The 17,757-nt window shown below is 60.6% G+C and carries 18 protein-coding genes; 10 read left to right on the top strand and 8 right to left on the bottom strand.

Going from position 1 to position 17,757, the window contains the following annotated elements:
• Positions 1 to 71: 71 nt before the first annotated feature.
• Entirely contained in the window at positions 72 to 389 is a 318-nt protein-coding gene (locus V7773_RS04280; protein WP_092142788.1) for a DUF883 family protein, read from the bottom strand.
• A gap of 160 nt (positions 390 to 549) precedes the next feature.
• On the opposite strand from V7773_RS04280, the gene V7773_RS04275 reads away from it, so the two are divergent.
• Positions 550 to 804 carry a hypothetical protein gene (locus tag V7773_RS04275; protein ID WP_003181187.1) on the top strand — a complete coding sequence of 85 codons (255 nt, stop codon included), beginning with the start codon at positions 550 to 552 and terminating at the stop codon, positions 802 to 804.
• A 3-nt stretch (positions 805 to 807) separates the two neighbouring features.
• On the opposite strand, the gene V7773_RS04270 is transcribed toward V7773_RS04275, so the two are convergent.
• A complete protein-coding gene (locus V7773_RS04270) occupies positions 808 to 1,716 on the bottom strand; it encodes a LysR substrate-binding domain-containing protein (protein WP_336072432.1) in 909 nt (302 codons plus the stop codon).
• Between the two features lie 86 nt (positions 1,717 to 1,802).
• Between V7773_RS04270 and V7773_RS04265 the strand changes: the two genes are divergently transcribed.
• Positions 1,803 to 2,726, top strand: a complete 924-nt coding sequence (locus tag V7773_RS04265) for a carbon-nitrogen hydrolase family protein (protein ID WP_063320873.1) — start codon at positions 1,803 to 1,805, stop codon at positions 2,724 to 2,726.
• A 1-nt stretch (position 2,727) separates the two neighbouring features.
• Here the strand turns inward: V7773_RS04265 and V7773_RS04260 are convergent, their stop codons facing one another.
• Entirely contained in the window at positions 2,728 to 3,198 is a 471-nt protein-coding gene (locus tag V7773_RS04260; RefSeq protein ID WP_063320874.1) for an LEA type 2 family protein, read from the bottom strand.
• Between the two features lie 383 nt (positions 3,199 to 3,581).
• Here V7773_RS04260 and V7773_RS04255 point away from each other — a divergent pair, with 383 nt between their 5' ends.
• From V7773_RS04255 to V7773_RS04240, 4 genes are all read left to right on the top strand, one after another.
• Complete coding sequence (locus V7773_RS04255) at positions 3,582 to 4,298, top strand: helix-turn-helix transcriptional regulator (protein WP_072348558.1); 717 nt, start codon at positions 3,582 to 3,584, stop codon at positions 4,296 to 4,298.
• A 51-nt stretch (positions 4,299 to 4,349) separates the two neighbouring features.
• Positions 4,350 to 4,691: a nuclear transport factor 2 family protein gene (locus tag V7773_RS04250; protein ID WP_072348557.1), complete on the top strand. Its 342-nt coding sequence runs from the start codon at positions 4,350 to 4,352 to the stop codon at positions 4,689 to 4,691.
• A 260-nt stretch (positions 4,692 to 4,951) separates the two neighbouring features.
• Entirely contained in the window at positions 4,952 to 6,073 is a 1,122-nt protein-coding gene (gene zapE / locus V7773_RS04245; RefSeq protein WP_336072431.1) for a cell division protein ZapE, read from the top strand.
• Between the two features lie 57 nt (positions 6,074 to 6,130).
• Positions 6,131 to 6,625: a GNAT family N-acetyltransferase gene (locus V7773_RS04240; protein WP_063320878.1), complete on the top strand. Its 495-nt coding sequence runs from the start codon at positions 6,131 to 6,133 to the stop codon at positions 6,623 to 6,625.
• Positions 6,626 to 6,649: 24 nt separating this feature from the next.
• Here the strand turns inward: V7773_RS04240 and V7773_RS04235 are convergent, their stop codons facing one another.
• Entirely contained in the window at positions 6,650 to 8,389 is a 1,740-nt protein-coding gene (locus V7773_RS04235) for a phosphoethanolamine transferase CptA (protein ID WP_336072430.1), read from the bottom strand.
• 373 nt (positions 8,390 to 8,762) lie between these two features.
• Positions 8,763 to 8,936 (bottom strand): DUF6026 family protein, encoded by a 174-nt coding sequence (locus V7773_RS04230; RefSeq protein ID WP_170845969.1) that lies wholly within the window; start codon positions 8,934 to 8,936, stop codon positions 8,763 to 8,765.
• Positions 8,937 to 9,186: 250 nt separating this feature from the next.
• On the opposite strand from V7773_RS04230, the gene gnd reads away from it, so the two are divergent.
• From gnd to V7773_RS04215, 3 genes are read left to right on the top strand one after another with little or no spacing between them, the layout of a single operon-like run.
• Positions 9,187 to 10,191, top strand: a complete 1,005-nt coding sequence (gnd, locus tag V7773_RS04225; RefSeq protein WP_256572296.1) for a phosphogluconate dehydrogenase (NAD(+)-dependent, decarboxylating) — start codon at positions 9,187 to 9,189, stop codon at positions 10,189 to 10,191.
• The gene (gene zwf, locus V7773_RS04220; protein ID WP_063320881.1) at positions 10,188 to 11,708 is read left to right on the top strand and encodes a glucose-6-phosphate dehydrogenase; all 1,521 of its coding nucleotides are present in this window, start codon (positions 10,188 to 10,190) and stop codon (positions 11,706 to 11,708) included. Before gnd ends, zwf begins: the two co-directional genes overlap by 4 nt.
• On the top strand, positions 11,705 to 12,526 hold the full coding sequence (locus V7773_RS04215; protein ID WP_336072429.1) for an HAD family hydrolase: 822 nt from the start codon (positions 11,705 to 11,707) through the stop codon (positions 12,524 to 12,526). Before zwf ends, V7773_RS04215 begins: the two co-directional genes overlap by 4 nt.
• A gap of 163 nt (positions 12,527 to 12,689) precedes the next feature.
• On the opposite strand, the gene nhaB is transcribed toward V7773_RS04215, so the two are convergent.
• The 3 genes from nhaB to V7773_RS04200 all read right to left on the bottom strand — a co-directional run bounded on the left by nhaB (position 12,690) and on the right by V7773_RS04200 (position 16,027).
• A complete protein-coding gene (gene nhaB, locus V7773_RS04210; protein ID WP_336072428.1) occupies positions 12,690 to 14,192 on the bottom strand; it encodes a sodium/proton antiporter NhaB in 1,503 nt (500 codons plus the stop codon).
• A gap of 95 nt (positions 14,193 to 14,287) precedes the next feature.
• Positions 14,288 to 15,577, bottom strand: a complete 1,290-nt coding sequence (locus V7773_RS04205; RefSeq protein WP_336072427.1) for a hypothetical protein — start codon at positions 15,575 to 15,577, stop codon at positions 14,288 to 14,290.
• 183 nt (positions 15,578 to 15,760) lie between these two features.
• Positions 15,761 to 16,027 (bottom strand): hypothetical protein, encoded by a 267-nt coding sequence (locus V7773_RS04200; protein ID WP_013693488.1) that lies wholly within the window; start codon positions 16,025 to 16,027, stop codon positions 15,761 to 15,763.
• A 341-nt stretch (positions 16,028 to 16,368) separates the two neighbouring features.
• Between V7773_RS04200 and V7773_RS04195 the strand changes: the two genes are divergently transcribed.
• The gene (locus tag V7773_RS04195; RefSeq protein ID WP_063320885.1) at positions 16,369 to 17,694 is read left to right on the top strand and encodes a sigma-54 dependent transcriptional regulator; all 1,326 of its coding nucleotides are present in this window, start codon (positions 16,369 to 16,371) and stop codon (positions 17,692 to 17,694) included.
• Positions 17,695 to 17,757: the final 63 nt, after the last annotated feature.

Here is a 17,757-nt window from a genome sequence, read left to right as displayed (position 1 = left end):
AGGTTCTCTGACACACCGTCATCGCGAGCGAGCTCGCTCCCCCATGAGGTTCGGGGGCTGGTTTGTGATGCTTACCGCCGTCCTAGCAACAAACCCACCACCAGCCCGAAACCGGCGGAAATCGCCACGGTCTGCCAGGGGTGGCCGCCAATATAGACTTCAGTGGCGTCGACCATGGGGCGGGTGCGCTCCCGTGCGCTGGCAACCGAATCAAGCGCTTGTTGCAGTTTCTGGGAGATCTGGTCGCGCAGGTTTTCAGCATCTTCGCCCACCAGCGAGGCACTGCTTTTGAGCAGCTTCTCCGATTCTTCGATCAACGCCTTCAGTTCGCTGAAGGCTTGATCCTTGATTTGCTCTCCATTCGCTTGCACGGTGCTTTTACGGGCCATTGAAGTACTCCTTGCTGATGATGGCATTGATCAATGGAGTGCTGCGCTTGTGCAAAAGTTGCAACGTTTGGCCTTGTCGGCGCAGCCCATCACAAATCGTGGTTAAGACGTTTCCCTGCAAGGTGTAAGATGGCGCCTATTTACGCAACAGGTAATTCCCATGAGCTTCAATCTGGCTGACAAGCCCCTGGCCGAGCGCGCCGCGCTGGAAGACGAAAAATCCCGACTTTTTGAACTGTGGCAAAACAACCTGGGCAAAGCCAAGGGCGATGCTGCCCGCTTGTTCGGCGAGCGCTCCAAACGCAAGGGCAAGTGGGCCGAGTGGGTGCGTGCCGAACTGGACGGCATGTCGCCGCCGGAGTACGCCAACATGGTACGCAGTGAAGTCAATCGACTGATGGCTGCCAACAAGTAAGCCTTAGGTGAATGTTGCCGTAATGGCCTCGCGAACCTTGAGCATTGTCGGCTCCATTTGCGTGTGGGTTCGCCATCCCAGTTCGATGGGGTAGCGGGGCAAGGCCAGGGGGCAGGGCAGCAAGGCCAGGCCGCTGAGGTCGGCGATGGCCCGGGCGGCATGGGCCGGAATCGTCGCCACGGCCTGGCTGCCCTTGAGCAGGAACGGCAACGCGGCAAAGTGGGTGGTCGAGGCACAGACTCGCCGGCTCAGGCCAAGCCCGGCCAGCCCTTCGTCGGTGATACCGATGAAACCACCTGAAGACACCAGCAGATGTTCACGGGCCACGAACGCCTCCAGGCTGAGGGATTGTTGGCCCTGCGCCAGGCTCGCCGGGTCCAAGAGGCAGGCGTAATCGCCTTCCCCCAACACCTGGCGGCTGAGCAACCGCTGGGCGAAACCGCCCGCCGTGATCGCCAGGTCAAGGTCGCGCTCCATCAGGGCCCGGCCGACGATCTGGCTGTGGGTCTGGCGGAAAATCAAGCGCAGGCCCGGCGCTCGGTCGGCCACTTCTTCGATCAAGCGTCGCCCATGGGCAATCTCGAAATCGTCCGACAGGCCGACGATGACCGAGCGGCCTTCGTAATGGCTGGCATCCGGGTCGACCATCGCCAGGCTCTGGCGGCATTTATCCAGTGCTTCGCTGATCACCGGCTTGAGCTGGTTGGCCCGCAGCGTCGGCGCCAGGCCCCGGCCGGTGCGCACGAATAATTGATCGTCATACAAACCGCGAAGCCTGCGCAGCGCTGCGCTGATGGCCGACTGGGTCACGCCCAGGCGTACGGCGGCGCGGCTGGCGCTGGATTCGTCATGCAGGGCTTCGAAGGTCTTCAGCAGATTGAGGTCGATGTCGGCGATATTCATAAGGCTCATATCATTTAGCAGTATTCGGGGCTTTATTCATGATCGGCCGCTGCCTGAGAATCGGCAACACCTGATGATCGAGGAGTTGAAAAACCATGCCCAAATCCATTGTGGCTGCCCTGCAGATCGGCTCGTTGCCTGGCGGCAAGGGCGAGACCCTGGCACAGATCCTTTCCTACGAAGAAGCCATTCGCGAGGCTGGCGCGCGCCTGGTGGTGATGCCTGAAGCGCTGCTGGGTGGCTATCCCAAGGGCGAAGCGTTCGGGACTCAACTGGGTTACCGGTTGCCGGAGGGACGCGAGGCGTTTGCCCGCTATTTTGCCAATGCCATTGACGTGCCTGGCGTTGAAACCGAAGCGCTGGCCGGGCTATCGGCGCGTACGGGGGCGAGCCTGGTGCTGGGCGTCATCGAGCGTGTCGGCAGCACCTTGTACTGCACCGCGCTGTATTTCGAACCCGATGCGGGCCTGGTGGCCCGGCACCGCAAGTTGATGCCCACCGGCACCGAGCGGCTGATCTGGGGCAAGGGCGACGGCTCGACCTTGCCGGTGATCGACAGCCAGGTCGGTCGGGTCGGCGCGGCGGTGTGCTGGGAAAACATGATGCCGCTGCTGCGCACCGCGATGTACGCCAAAGGGGTGGAAGTCTGGTGTGCGCCAACGGTGGATGAGCGGGAGATGTGGCAGGTGACCATGCGCCATATCGCCCACGAAGGTCGCTGTTTTGTGGTCAGTGCCTGTCAGGTCCAGGCCTCGCCGCAGGCCCTGGGTATCGAGGTCGCGCACTGGCCGGCCGAGCGGCCGCTGATTGCTGGAGGCAGCGTGATTGTCGGCCCCATGGGCGATGTACTCGCGGGGCCGCTGAAGGACACGGCTGGGCTACTGATTGCCGAAATCGACACCGATGAGCTGGTGCGGGCGCGTTACGACTATGACGTGGTGGGGCATTACGCCAGGCCAGATGTGTTCGAGTTGGTGGTGGACGAGCGCGCCAAGCCCGGCGTGCGTTTCACGGCGTGATTCACCAGTTGGCGGCGGAGCCCGGCAGGTCGAGGGTTCCGCGGTCAACGAAGCGCAGGGTGCCGAATACGCCGCCGGCGAGCTTGCCCTTGAGCACATAGGGCAGGTTGTCCAGGCTTTGGGTCTGGCTCAGGCCCAAGGTCTGGCGCAACACCGAAAACGCCGAAATGCTCACCGGGACACTGAGGATCGCCTCGGAAAAGCGCGGGATCGAACCGCTCTGGTCACTGACCCCCGTTGCCAGCGTACGGTCGTTGACCTCCAGGTCCAGCGCCACGCCGTTGTAGTCGATCGCGGTTTCGTTGGGGTTCTGCACGCGCAGTTTCACGGCGAAACGCACCTCCAGGCCCTGGTTGGGCAAGGGTTCGATGCCGACCACGTTGATGTTCAGCGGGTCACGGTGCGGGAAGAGGGCGCAGGCACTCAGGCTGAGCAGTATCAGGAAAACGGAAAGGCCGAGGATTCTGCGCATGGCTTGACTCTCAACGAATGAAAAAACCGGAAGCGATTGAGCACGATACCCCACAGGTGCCCCATGGCAACCCACGAACCCTTGGATAGGGCGCTTTTGGTGGCGAGGGAGCTTGCTCCCGCTGGGCTGCGTAGCGGCCCCAAGTTTTTGCGGTTGCTGCGCAACCGAGCGGGAGCAAGCTCCCTCGCCACAAAAGCCACAAAAGCCACAAAAGCCACAAAAGCCACAAAAGCCACAAAACCCACAAAACCCACAAAACCCACAAAACCCACAAAACCCCATGCCACAGCGATGTATGCGAGACATGGCAAGAGGGCTCCTGACAGTTTCTGACACCAGCCTCTGCTAATCTGCGTCAACTTTTTTCTTCCGGATAGTCCATCGTGTCGCGTACCTCTCGGTTGCTCACTTTGCTGCAAGTCTTGCGGGGCAAGCGTTGCCCGGTCACCGCTGCGACATTGGCGGGAGAACTGAACGTTTCCGAGCGCACCTTGTACCGCGACATCGCCGAACTCACCGCCCTTGGTGCGCCGATCCAGGGCGAGGCGGGCATCGGTTATGTCTTGCGCAGCGGCCTGTTCCTGCCGCCACTGATGTTCACCGCCGATGAGATCGAGGCCATTGTGCTGGGCTTGCGCTACGTCGATCAGCGCGCCGACGAGGTGTTGGGCAAGGCAGCCGCCGACGCCCTGGCGAAGGTCGCTGCAGTGCTGGCCCCCGATGTGCGAGACGCTTTGCGCAACCCCACGGTGCTGCCCGGCCCACCGGGTTATGGCTATCCGCAGAACACGGTGGAACTGAATGTGTACCGCCAGGCCATTCGCGCCCAGGCCAAGCTGCACATCGATTACGCCGACGTGAACAAGACCCCGAGTCAACGCTTGATCTGGCCGCTGGCCCTGGGCTTTTTCAATGAGGCGCGGGTGGTGGTGGCCTGGTGCGAATTGCGCGGCGCCTATCGGACTTTTCGCACTGATCGGATTGCCTCTGCCACCGAGCAGGGCGAGCGCTATCCGGGCCGCCGCAGCGACTTGCTGCGCGACTGGTTCGCGCTGATGAAGCTGGACGAAAGCGGACGGTTCACTCCTGACAAAAACTGACACAACGCTGTTCTAGCATGGTGCCAGATCGATAAAACAAGGAGCCGTACCATGTCCAATCCCGTCTCTTCCCTGGCCCCGGCCATCGCCGGCTACATTGCGGCTGCCAATGCCCGTGACAGTTCGGCGGTGACGCGTTTCTTCGCCGAGGATGCCAACGTATTCGATGAAGGCCAGCACCGTGTCGGCACCCAGGCCATCGCCCAATGGATGGAAGACACTGCCCGGCGCTTCCAGCCGCGTGTGGAAGTCCTCAATGTGCAGCAACGCACTGGCAAGGTGTTGGTGCAGAACCTGATCTCCGGGACATTCCCCGGCAGCCCGCTGGAGTTGCGCTACACCTTCCGGCTCGATGAGCAGGGCAAGATCAGCCGGTTGGATATCTCGATTTAAGTTGTTTCAACTTAAGAAGGCGAGCGCTGTTGTATAGGAAATGAACGCAGTTGTGGCGAGGGAGCTTGCTCCCGCTGGGCTGCGTAGCGGCCCCAAGCTTTTGCGGTTGCTGCGCAACCGAGCGGGAGCAAGCTCCCTCGCCACACACAGGCTTGGCGTTGAGTCAGAGGGTTTGGCATTGAGTCACAGGCAGGTGAATGACTCATCCGCCCCCGCTGTCATGGCATACTCCCCACCTTCGTATTCCGGACCCGGGCCGTATGACTTTCGACTCCCCCTTGAGTGCCTGGCAGCATGCCATCGAACACCACGGCTTCGTCCAGGACGAGGCCCAGGAACTGGCCATCATGACACTGGAGCAATGCCACAAGGCGTTGCACGAAGGTCGCAAGGCGATCAAGGGCGTTTATCTCTGGGGCCCGGTGGGACGTGGCAAGACCTGGCTGATGGACCGCTTTTATGAAAGCCTCAAGGTGCCGGCCCGTCGACAACACTTCCACCATTTCATGGCGTGGGTGCATCAGCGTTCGTTCCAGCTCACAGGCACGCCGGATCCTTTGCAGGCCCTGGCTCGGGAATTGAGCGCTGAAGTACGGGTGCTGTGTTTCGACGAACTGTTCGTCAACGACATTGGCGATGCGATCATCCTCGGGCGCCTGTTCCAGGTGATGTTCGAGTTGGGGATGGTCATGGTCAGTACCTCCAACCTGCCGCCGGAGGAGCTCTATGCCAACGGCCACAACCGTGAGCGTTTCCTGCCGACCATCACCGCGATCAATCGATATATGCAGGTCGTGCCGGTGAACGGCTGGCAAGACCATCGCCAGCACCCAGGCCAATTACAGCAGCGTTATTGGCTGCGCGATCCCGGGCAACCTGATCCGCTGGGTGACGTCTTCAACCAGTTGACCAGCGGGCAAGCGTCGAGCGGTGCGCCGATCGAGGTCGGTCATCGCCTGCTTGAACCGGTCCAGGCCAGCGACAGCGTGCTCTGGAGCCGTTACTCCGACCTGTGCGAGCAACCGTTCTCGGCGCTGGATTTCATGGCGCTGTGCGACCGCTTCAGCGTCATCCTGCTCAGTGACGTGCCGTGCCTGAGCGCCGAGCAGCGCGAAGGGCGCATTGCCCGTGGCACCGAAGACGGCGTCGAAAGGGTCGAGGCCGGTGATCGCGAATTGCCGCAGTTGTCGATCCATGACGATGGCGTACGGCGCTTCATCGCCCTGGTCGACGAATGTTATGACCGCAAGGTGCCGTTGTGCCTTTCGGCCCAGGTGCCGATGGATGAGTTGTATACCGAGGGCTATCTGCAATTCCCGTTTCGCCGTACCCTCAGCCGCCTCCAGGAAATGCAAATGCAACGTTTTGGTCAGCAAGCCTGACCTGTATCCCGGCGACGGCTTCGAGCCAGCGGCACTAACGAAGTGAGATGGAAGATCATGGAAGAAGCCAAGGACATCCTTGTACTGCAAGCCAGCTACACCAACCCGGTCCACGCAGAAGCGATCTGTCATGTGCTCAATGGCTATGCGCAGGACCCGATGGGCGGGGGGCATCCCTTGCCGGCCGAGGTGCTGCTGCACCTGCCCGAGGAACTGGCTAAGCGCCCTCATGCCTTCAGCGTGTTGGCTTTCGTCAACGGCGAACCGGCGGGGCTGGTCAATTGTTTCGAGGGTTTTTCAACCTTTGCCTGCCGGCCACTGGTGAACATCCACGACATGGCGGTGATGCCGGAGTTTCGCGGCCTCGGGTTGAGCCAGAAGATGTTGCAGAAGGTTGAGGGCATCGCCCGCCAGCGTGGTTGCTGCAAGATTACCCTGGAAGTGCTGGAGGGCAATGCCGTGGCCCAGGCCAGCTATGCCAAGTTCGGCTTTGCCGCCGGCATGTTCGACCCGGCCCACGGGCCTATGGAGTTCTGGATCAAGCCCCTGTAAAAGCGGGCTTCTGATGGGTTTCGGTTATTTCTGCACGACTGCGGTCGTCGGTGCCTTGGGCTGCATCAGGCTGAAGTCGATCAGGGCCTTGCGTGGGGTTTGATAGGGGTCGCCGATCAGCAGCGGCCGGGCCTTGAAGTCATCGCTGACCAGGCTCTTGCTGCGGTCCAGCTCGTCAAAACTCAAGCCTGCCAGGTCTGCCCAGGTGTGAATCAGGTGCGAGCTGCTGTAGGGACGCGACAGGTCGCCGGCAAAGTTCCAGTCATGGCTTTCGCGCCACTTGGGCGAGGCCCAGGCCATGAAGGGGATGGTGTACATCGGCGCGGTCGGCTTGCCTTCGTTACGGCCCAGTGTGTCGTGGCCGGCGGAGTCGAACACGTCTTCACCATGGTCGGACAGGTACAGCAGGAAGCCGTTGGGGTCGGTCTTGGCGTAGTCCTTGATCAGGCTGGACACGACGAAGTCGTTGTACAGCACCGCGTTATCGTAGCTGTTGTAGGTCGGGACCTGATCATCACGCACGCCCGCCGGTACGCCTTGGCGGTCGGTGAACTTGTTGAAGGTCGGCGGATACCGGTACTGGTAGCTCATATGGGTGCCGAGCAGATGCACCACGATCAGCTTGCGCGGGGCGCTGTCGGCCAGGGCTTTGTTGAACGGCTCGATCACATCGCCATCGTACTGCGCGGCATTCTGATTGCGGTTGTTGTTCAGGTACACCTGCTCGTCGGCCTGCTGGGAAAACGTCGTGAGCATGGTGTTGCGCTTGGTCATGGTCTGCTGGTTGGTGATCCAGAAGGTCTTGTAGCCGGCCTGTTTCATCATGCTCACCAGCGACGGGGTGCTCAGGTACAGGTCCGGGTTCTGTTCGTCGGCGAACGTCAGCACCTGCTGCAGCGCTTCGATGGTGTAGGGGCGTGGGGTGATGACGTTATCGAACACCGACAGCTGGTCCTTGAGCTTGTCCAGCTCAGGCGTGGTTTCGCGCGGGTAACCGTAGAGGCTCATGCGCTGGCGGTTGGTGGATTCACCGATCACCAGCACCAGAGTGGCCGGTTGGTCGGCCATGGCGTCCTTGAGGTTGCGCAGTGGCGCGATCTTGCTGGCGCTGTGGAGCATGCCTTGCATGTTCTCCAACTGTTCACCGTAGCGACGATAGGCCACCAGCATCTGCCACGGGACGGCCGGCTCGATGCGATTCTCGAATTTCTCCAAGCCACCGGCGAAACTGCCGGTGCGCAGGGTTTGCTTGACCAGCGGATAACCGGCCACGGCGAGCACGATGACGGCTGCGGCGACCATGGCCTGGCCCCGGGGCAGGTACACCGGGCGCAGGCGAGTCCAGAGCCAATAGCCGACGGCGGTGTGGGCCAGGAACGCCGCCACCATCCACCAGGCAAAATACTGTGTCAGGTATTCGCCGGCTTCAGACACGTTCGATTCGAACATGATGAAGATGACGCTCTGGGAAAACTCTTGCTGGTAAATGAAGAAGTAGCCCAGGCTGGCTATGGAGCAGGCCCACAGCACCACGCCGATCAAGGCGGCGAGCACGCGCGTGCGGGCGGGGAAGAGCAGCAGGGGCGCCAACCACACCGCGCTCATCACGAACGCTTGGCGAAAGCCGGTGAAGCCGGAGGTGTCGCTCAACAGAATGAGCAGTTGGGTGATGCCAGAGAAGTACCAGAAGAACAGAAACAGCCAGCCAAGCCCGGCCCAGTCGAAACCTTTCGCAGTCGTTTTGCTGCGTTTGAACAAACTCATCAAGCGCTCCAGCCTTTGTCGACGAAGCTGTCGGCACCGAATTGGTGACCGCAGGCATACGCCGAGCAACCTTAAAGGCAGAGAGTATTACGAGTCGGTTGTGAAAACTTTGTGAGTTTTTCGGATACAAAACGCACGTGAGGTGCGAATGCACCTGTGGCAAGGGGATTTGTCTCTAGGGGCGGGACCTGTGGGAGCAAGGCTTGCCCGCGATAGCCGCGCCGCGGTCGTACCGCTGAACCGCGTTATCGTTCATCGTGGGCAAGCCTTGCTCCCACAGATAGAATTCTCGCCGCAAGTGGGCACGGCAGGACTACATGAAAGTGACACTGTTTGACCAGCGTCACTTCTTCAACCGTGCCTCCGGGGGCGGTTACCGAGCCAGGGACTGGCTCTGGTGGGGCAGCTGTGCGTATTGCAACTGCATGCGCAACTGCGTCACTTCATCAAGCAGTAGATCGCGTTCTTCCTTGAGTAGGCGCAATTCATCGCGACGAATGGTCACATAAAGGGTTTGGGGAGGACGTGCGGTAACGACAGGGCCCATTGCTCACCTCGCAAATGGCGTACATCAACTATAGAGATGTCGCCAGTATTTGGTCGACACCTCTACTATCGGCGCCGATTCTGATTTCTTTTGCTTGTGATTGGAACTTTTTTATTTTTCATGGTCGCTGTGTCTTCGGCCGGATCTTGAGCGTTATCCCTTGTGATCGCTCGAATTACCCGGAAACTATGCAGCAATGCTCTGGACTAACCTCCACGTGTCGTACGAGCTAAACCTTTGACTTACCTTTATTTGTAGTAGGGAGCATCAGCACATGCAACTCGGGATCATTGGACTGGGCCGCATGGGCGGCAATATTGCGCGGCGCCTGATGCTCAATGGGCACACCACCGTTGTCTATGACCGCAATGCCGCTTTTGTCGAAAACCTGCGCCAGGATGGCGCCACGGGCGTCGCGGACCTGCCGGCACTGGTCGCCGGGCTGGAGAAACCACGGGCGGTTTGGGTCATGCTGCCGGCCGGCGCGCCCACCGAAGACACCATCAACGTCCTCAGCGAGCTGTTGGAGCCGGGCGATGTGATCATTGACGGCGGTAACACGTATTACAAAGACGACATCCGTCGCGCCCAGGCCCTGTCGGAAAAAGGCCTGAGCTACATCGATGTTGGCACCTCCGGCGGCGTTTGGGGCCTGGAGCGCGGTTACTGCATGATGATTGGCGGCGATGCCGAAGTGGTGAAGCGCCTGGACCCATTGTTCGACAGCCTGGCCCCAGGCATGGGCGACATCCCGCGCACCCGTGACCGCAAATCCGACGATGACCGCGCCGAACGTGGCTACATCCACGCGGGCCCGGCCGGTTCGGGGCATTTCGTGAAGATGATCCACAACGGCATCGAATACGGCATGATGCAGGCCTTTGCCGAGGGCTTTGACATCCTCAAGACCAAATCCAGCGAAAGCCTGCCAGCGGAGCAGCGCTTCGACCTGAACCTGGCCGATATCGCCGAAGTCTGGCGTCGCGGCAGCGTGGTGTCGTCCTGGTTGCTGGACTTGACCGCCGATGCGCTGGCCAGCGATCCGAAACTGGACGGCTTTTCCGGCGAAGTCGCCGACAGCGGTGAAGGGCGCTGGACCATCGAGGCAGCCATCGAGCAAGCGGTGCCGGTTCCGGTCCTGTCCAGTTCGTTGTTTGCCCGTTTCCGCTCGCGCCAGCAAAGTACGTACGGTGACAAAATGCTCTCGGCCATGCGCTTCGGCTTTGGCGGCCACGTGGAGACGCCGAAAAAATGACCTCGATCGGCAGCAAATCCAAGGCAGAACCCGCGCCGCCGACCACGTTGTTTCTGTTCGGCGCCCATGGCGATCTGGTCAAGCGTCTGCTGATGCCGGCGCTTTACCACCTCAGTCGCGACGGTCTGCTGGGCGATGGGCTGCGCATCATCGGGGTTGACCACAACGCCATCAGCGATGTGGATTTTGCCAAGAAACTCGAGGACTTCATCCGTAACGAAGCGGCGAGCAAGGGCGGCGATGCCGACCGGGCGCTCGATCCGGTGCTGTGGGCCAAGCTGGCCAAGGGCATCAGCTACGTCCAGGGTGATTTCCTCGATGAGAGCACCTACCAGGCGCTGGCGGCGAAAATCGCCGCCAGCGGCACCGGCAACGCGGTTTTCTATCTGGCGACCGCGCCACGTTTTTTCAGTGAAGTGGTCAGCCGCCTCGGTGCGGCAGGGCTGCTTCAGGAGCAGGAAGGGGCCTTCCGTCGCGTGGTGATCGAAAAGCCGTTCGGCTCCGACCTGCACACCGCCGAAGCGCTGAACGCTTGCCTGCTCAAGGTCATGAGCGAGAAGCAGATCTATCGCATCGACCATTACCTGGGCAAGGAAACGGTGCAGAACATTCTGGTCAGCCGTTTCTCCAACAGCCTGTTCGAGGCGTTCTGGAACAACCACTACATCGACCACGTACAAATCACCGCCGCCGAAACGGTCGGCGTGGAAACCCGTGGCAGTTTTTATGAACACACCGGCGCCCTGCGGGACATGGTGCCCAATCATCTTTTCCAACTGCTGGCGATGGTGGCCATGGAGCCGCCAGCGGCGTTTGGTGCCGACGCCGTGCGTGGCGAAAAGGCCAAGGTCGTCGGCGCGATCCGGCCCTGGTCGGTGGAGCAGGCCCGGGCCAACTCGGTCCGCGGCCAGTACACAGCCGGTGAAGTCGGCGGCAAGGCGGTCAACGGTTATCGCCAGGAGGCCAACGTGGCGCCTGACAGCAGCACCGAGACCTACGTCGCCCTCAAGGTCATGATCGATAACTGGCGCTGGGTCGGCGTGCCGTTTTACCTGCGCACCGGCAAGCGCATGAGCGTGCGGGACACGGAGATCGTCATCTGCTTCAAGCCAGCACCTTACGCGCAATTTCGCGACACCGACGTCGACGAATTGCAACCTACGCACTTGAGAATCCAGATTCAGCCCAATGAAGGCATGTGGTTCGACCTGCTGGCCAAGCGGCCGGGGCCGGCACTCGACATGGCCAATATCGAGTTGGGCTTCGCCTATAAGGATTTCTTCGTAATGCAGCCGTCCACAGGTTATGAAACCCTGATCTACGATTGCCTGACCGGCGACCAGACGCTGTTTCAGCGTGCCGACAATATCGAAAACGGCTGGCGCGCCGTGCAGCCGTTCCTCGATGCCTGGCAGCAGGACACAGCGGTCCAGCCCTACAAGGCTGGCGAAGATGGCCCGGCCGCCGCCGATGATTTGCTTGCCCGCGACAGTCGCGTCTGGCACGACCTCGGATGAGTGATCTGATGAAGCATCCCATCCGTTTCCTGCTCAGCGACATGGACGGTACCTTGCTGTTGCCCGACCACAGCCTGAACCAGCGCACCGTCGAGGCGGTTCGCTCATTGCGTGAGGCCGGAGTGTTGTTCAGCCTCGCCACCGGGCGGCCGCCGCGGGCGATGTTGCAGTTCATCGAGGCGTTCGGCGTCGACCTGCCCACGGCGGCGTTCAATGGCGGCACGCTGGTCCATCCCGATGGCAGCTTTCTTGCCGTCCACTACCTGCCAGCCGAGGCAGCGCTGGCCACACTGGCCCTGTACGCCGATCAGCCCGGCATCGAAGTCTGGGTATTTGCCGATGGCGACTGGCTGGTGCGCGACACCAACGGTCCGATGGTGCCGGTGGAGACACGTGGCCTGGGCTACCCACCGGTAGAAGTCGAGAGTTTCGAGCCTTACCTTGAGCGGATCGACAAGATCGTCGCCACCAGCGCCAACACGAACCTGCTGGTGGAGCTGGAGGCGCGGTTGCATCCGCTACTCAAGGGCCAGGCCCAGGTGTCGCGCTCGCAACCGATCTACCTGGATGTGACAGCCATGAAAGCGAACAAAGGAGAAGCGCTGTCGACCCTGGCGGCGTTTCTCGATGTGCCGCTGGAGCAGACAGCGGCCATGGGGGACGGTGGCAACGACCCGGCAATGTTCCACCGCGCGGGATTGTCGATTGCCATGGGACAGGCGGAGGAGGCGATCAGGCGCCAGGCCGATGTCATCACTGCAGCCGTTACCGAAGACGGCGCGGCGCTGGCGATCGAACGCTACATCTTGCCGCGATAAGCTTTGGCCCTTTGTGGCGAGGGAGCTTGCTCCCGCTGGGGCGCGAAGCGCCCCCCTGTACTTGCCTGACACACCGCAGTGTCAATGCTTTCTTGGGGCTGCTGCGCAGCCCAGCGGGAGCAAGCTCCCTCGCCACAGGTTTTCCTTCTGCTCAGCAATACTTCTACAGCCAGTAAGTCACCGCATACCAGCCCAAGCCACCCATCACCACGGTGTAGGGCAGTGCCATCCACACCATCCGGCCATAGGACAGGCGAATCAGTGGGGCGATCGCCGAGGTCAGCAGGAACAGGAATGCCGCCTGGCCGTTGGGTGTGGCGACGCTCGGCAGGTTGGTGCCGGTGTTGATGGCCACCGCCAGGGTCTCGAACTGTTCGCGGCTCATGTGGCCGGATACGAAGGCCTGTTTGACTTCAGTAATGTAGATGGTTGCCACGAACACGTTGTCGCTGATCGCCGACAGCAGGCCATTGGCAATGAACAGCATGCCGGGCTGCTGGTCGGCGGGCAGGGCCAGGACCCACTGGATCAGCGGCTTGAACAACTGCTGGTCATGAATGACCGCCACCACTGCAAAGAACACCACCAGCAGCGCGGTGAACGGCATGGCGTCCTTGAACGCATTGCCAAGCCTGTGCTCGTCGGTGATGCCGGTGAAGGCGGTAATCAACACGATGACCATCAGGCCGATCAGGCCGACTTCGGCAATGTGCAGGGCCAGGCCCACGATCAGGATTAGCGCGGCAATACCCTGGACGATCAGGGCGGCGCGTTGCCGTGCGGTGCGTTCACGATTGTCCTGCTCGGCATAATCGGCCAGCACGGTACGTACGTTGTCCGGTAGCAGCGTGCCGTAACCGAACCAGCGCAGTTTTTCCAGGGCTACGCAGGTCAGCAGCCCGGCAACCAGCACTGGCAGCGACACAGGAGCGACTTTCACGAAGAAATCAGCGAAATGCCAGCCCATCTCATGGCCGATCAGCAGGTTCTGCGGTTCGCCTACCAGGGTGCAGACGCCGCCCAGCGCCGTGCCGACGGCACCATGCATGAGCAGGCTGCGTAGAAACGCCCGAAACTGATTGAGATCTTCATGATGGCTCGACGGCAGATCATGGTCTTCATCGACATTGCTGTCCTGGCGCGGATCGTTGCCCGACGCCACACGGTGATACACCGCATAGAAGCCCACGGCAGCGCTGATGATCACCGCGGTGACGGTCAATGCGTCAAGGAACGCAGACAGGAACGCCGAGAGAAAACAGAACATCAAGGACAGCAACGCCTTGGAGCGCACACCCAAAAGCAGGCGCGAGAACAGGAACAGCAGCAGATCCTTCATGAAGTAGATCCCTGCCACCATGAACATCAGCAGCAGGATGACCGGGAAGTTGTGCAGCAGCTCATCGTATAGCGCCTTGGGCGTGGTCATGCCCATCACCAGCGCTTCGACCAGCAAAAGCCCGCCAGGCATCAGCGGATAGCATTTAAGGGCCATGGCGAGGGTGAAGATGAATTCCACCACCAGCATCCAACCGGCAACGACCGGGCCCAGGGTCCACAGCACCACGGCATTGAGGATCAGGAACGTGATGACGCACGCCTTGTACCAGCGTGGGGAATGCCCCAGAAAGTTATGCGCGAAAGCTTGAGCCATCGAACCGGACATTGGCTGCTCCTTTTATTTAGAAGCGCGCAACTTGCCGTAAGAAATAAGGAATATCAAGAGTAAGAATAAATACCGTTCACTCGCGACAATCCTGCTCAGGCCCAATACCGCGCAACCACCGCTCGATAATGGCCCTGGAGCGAATAGCCGCCTACCAGAATTCTTCCATCAGCCTGCATAGCCAGGGAAGTGGCGGTGTCCAGGCTATAGCCGAGCCGAGTGCGAACCCAGCCCTTGCCCTGGCCGAAATCCGGGTCGAGGCTGGCGTCCGGTAGATGTCGGGCAAGTACGAAATCGGCCTCGATACCGCCGATCGTGGCGCCGGCGGTCACCAGTTTTCCGTCCGCTTGAAGCTGGGCGGCGGTCCACTGACTGGCAGTGCGCCCGATCGCCATGAGTTGGCACTGACCCTGGTTGCAATGACGGTCCGGCTTGCCGTCGGGGCGCACTTTCAGGGACAGGCTATGCATCGGATCACGGCTGCTGCCGAACACCTGCAGATCACCGGCCGCATCCTGAACGATTTGGCTGACCATCACGCTGTGCCCCTGGGCCAGGATGGACAGGAAGCCGTTTTCGCCAAAGCTGTCATCGAGTTGGCCGCTGCTGTCATAACGGGCAATCAGGCCATGCTGGGGCAAGTCGATGGCGCCGCCGACGACAATATGACCGTCAGCCTGGAGCACCAGGCAGCCGAGCCAGGTATTTTTCAACAAGCGTCGGACCATCACGAAACCGCGACCGTTGAATGAGGAGTCCAATGCCCCGTCGGGCAAGAGCCGAATCAGTACGCCGACATGGTCGGAAAATTGATAGTGGTGATTGGCGAGCACAAGGATCCGGCCATCGGCCTGCACTTGCATGTCGCAAGCCTCAAGTCCCGGCACGCCGGGCGGTAGCCAGGGGTCGCGCAGCCCTTGGGAGAGATTGCCGCAAAGCCTGATGATGTGCCGGCCGGCATTGCCGAAGCTTTGAACGGCGCAACCTTGCTGGTCGAACAGCGCCAGGGCGGGAAGGGTGTGGTCGTTGCTTTCATAGTGCAGGCCGGACAGCAGGATATGCCCATTGGGCAACACGATCACCTTGCCCGCTGTCGCTTCGAAACCGTGTTCAAACGCGCCGATCACGTAGCCGCGGGTGCCGAAGTCCGGGTCAATTTCACCGTCGTGGTTGAGTCGCGCCAGCCCGAACCGACTGCCGTGGGCTGTCTCGATCCTGGCTGCCACCAGGATTTGTCCGGCATGATCGAGCGTCAATCCGGTGGTCAGGCTAGAGATACTGTCGTCGAAATGAACCCAGGCTTTGCCGTTGGTGGCAAAGCCTGAGTCGAGTTGTCCGGCGTGGGCCATGGCCCTGGGGGACACAAACGCGAACTGATCGAGCATGCCTGCCTCTCCTTGCGTGTCGAGCAGCCCGAAAGGGCGACGACTGCATGAGGGCAACATTCAATCCCTGAATGTGACAATGCACAACTGTCATGTTCTACGGATACAGCGGCAATTCGTGCCATAACGATGGCTTTACAACCCAGAGCCAAGCCTGCAATGGATAACAGGCTTTACCGGTGGTTATTCAGGCATCGACCAGGATTGCAATGTATAGCCTTCCTGGCTCAGTTCGGCACGGGCCTGTTTCAACAGATCGGCCAGTTGGACCGGGTCGGTATAGGCGCTGCTTGGAATTTGGGTGCGGCCAATATGGGTATTGGTGCGGTCGATGACGGTCAGGCTAAGTTCACCGTTACCGTCTTGTGGAGCCCAGGCCACGCATTGGAAAGGACGGAATGCGCGGTCGGCAATCAAAAGAGCTTCGTTGATACGGAGCGGGGCGTTCATGGCGTTTTCTCTTAAGTGTGCCCAAACAAATGATGTGCCGTCGGTTGGGCGTACCGTGCGGCTGGTTACTTGTACTGATGTCCCGAACCCGCAGGCGGGTCACACATTATTTAAATAAATTTCGATTTTCTTTCAGACCAGGCTTTTGGGCTTTTGTTTGAAAGCACCCTGAAACAAACAGACTTGAGATAACTAACCAACCGCCTGCTTATAACCAGTTTGAAGCGACCTCGATAATCAATTGATACAAGGGGGCGTCAACTTCTTGCTACTGTTACATGCAGGTTTGCCAAACTACTGTTTCTAATCATATTTCCTTATTTTGACGCCAAGGATCAGTCATGATCGAAGCCAGTACGTCACGTCGTCTGCTCGTGGTTGATCCCTGCGATGATTGTCATCGCCTGTTGCCAGGTCTGCGCACCATTGGCTGGGATGTGGACAGTTGCTCCCTCGAACACGCCAGCGATCGGACGTGCGACGTCGGCCTTTTGCGGTTGCAGCCTTTTCATCTGGAGCGCCCGGAAGCGGTCAAGGAGTTGATCAGCCGTAGCGGCACCGAATGGATCGCCGTGCTCAATCAGGAAGTGTTGCGCCTGAAAAACGTCGGTGATTTCGTCTGCGAATGGTTTTTCGACTTCCATACCTTGCCCTTCGACGTGTCCAGGGTCCAGGTGACACTGGGCCGGGCGTTTGGCATGGCGCGCCTGCGGGGGCAGGGCTCGATCCACATTGATCAACCCGAACATCAACTGCTGGGCGACAGCAAGCCGATTCGCGAGCTGCGCAAATTGTTGAGCAAGCTGGCGCCCGCCGAGTCGCCGGTCTTGATTCGGGGGGAGAGCGGTACCGGCAAGGAACTGGTGGCGCGTACCCTGCATTGTCAGTCTCACCGGCGCAACAAGCCGTTCATCGCCATCAACTGCGGTGCCATCCCCGAGCACCTGATCCAGTCCGAGTTGTTCGGGCATGAGAAGGGCGCGTTCACCGGGGCTCACCAACGCAAGATCGGGCGGATCGAGGCGGCCCACGGCGGGACGTTGTTTCTCGATGAAATCGGCGACCTGCCGTTGGAGCTACAGGCCAATCTGCTGCGTTTCCTGCAGGAAAAACACATTGAGCGGGTCGGTGGCAGCCAGCCGATCGCGGTCGATGTGCGGGTCTTGGCGGCCACCCATGTGGACCTTGAGGCGGCCATCGAGCACAAGCGGTTTCGCGAGGACCTGTATTACCGCTTGAACGTGTTGCAAGTGGTGATGGCGCCGCTGCGCGAGCGTCATGGTGACCTGGCGATGCTGGCCAGCCACTTTTCCCATTTCTACAGCCAGGAAACCGGTCGCCGTCCTCGCAGTTTCAGCGACGACGCGCTGGTGGCGATGGGCATGCATGACTGGCCCGGCAATGTGCGCGAGCTGGCCAACCGCGTCCGTCGCGGTCTGGTGTTGGCCGAAGGGCGTCAAATCGAAGCCCGGGACCTCGGCCTGGCCAGCCACCAGGGCGTCGCGGCGCCGATGGGTACGCTGGAGGACTACAAGACCCGCGCCGAGCGCCAGGCCTTGAGCGATGTGCTCAACCGTCACAGCGACAACCTGAGCGTGGCCGCCAGGGTGCTGGGCGTGTCCCGGCCGACATTCTATCGCCTGCTGCACAAGCATCAGATCCGCTGACTCAAGCCCGCTCCCACAGGGGGTGTGCATTGCCCTTGGGATATGTGCCCGTCACATATCCCT

It is taken from the genome of Pseudomonas sp. 3JA, from assembly GCF_036961705.1.
Classification (GTDB): domain Bacteria; phylum Pseudomonadota; class Gammaproteobacteria; order Pseudomonadales; family Pseudomonadaceae; genus Aquipseudomonas; species Aquipseudomonas fluorescens_Q.
Note: the sequence above shows the minus strand (reverse complement) of the source record. Positions and strands in the feature narration are given on the sequence as shown.